Source organism: Neisseria sp. P0014.S009, from assembly GCF_051958155.1.
Lineage (GTDB): Bacteria > Pseudomonadota > Gammaproteobacteria > Burkholderiales > Neisseriaceae > Neisseria > Neisseria flavescens_C.
The window spans coordinates 1-238 of record NZ_JBQCVS010000252.1; the positions used below are offsets into that span (position 1 = coordinate 1).

General features: G+C 52.5%; 1 rRNA gene. It reads left to right on the forward strand.

Going from position 1 to position 238, the window contains the following annotated elements:
- Positions 1 to 238: ribosomal RNA gene (locus tag ACTHS4_RS12545) — 16S ribosomal RNA — on the forward strand; the annotation flags it as partial.

A 238-nucleotide genomic window follows, 5' to 3' on the forward strand; every position in this document is an offset into this window, starting at 1 on the left:
GCGTAAAGGGTGCGCAGGCGGTTGGGTGTGTCAGATGTGAAATCCCGAGGCTCAACCTCGGAACTGCGTCTGAAACTACTCGACTAGAGTATTGGAGAGGGTAACGGAATTCACGGTGTAGCAGTGAAATGCGTAGATATCGTGAGGAACACCAGAGGCGAAGGCGGTTACCTGGACAATTACTGACGCTCAGGCACGAAAGCATGGGGAGCAAAAGGGATTAGATACCCGAGTAGTC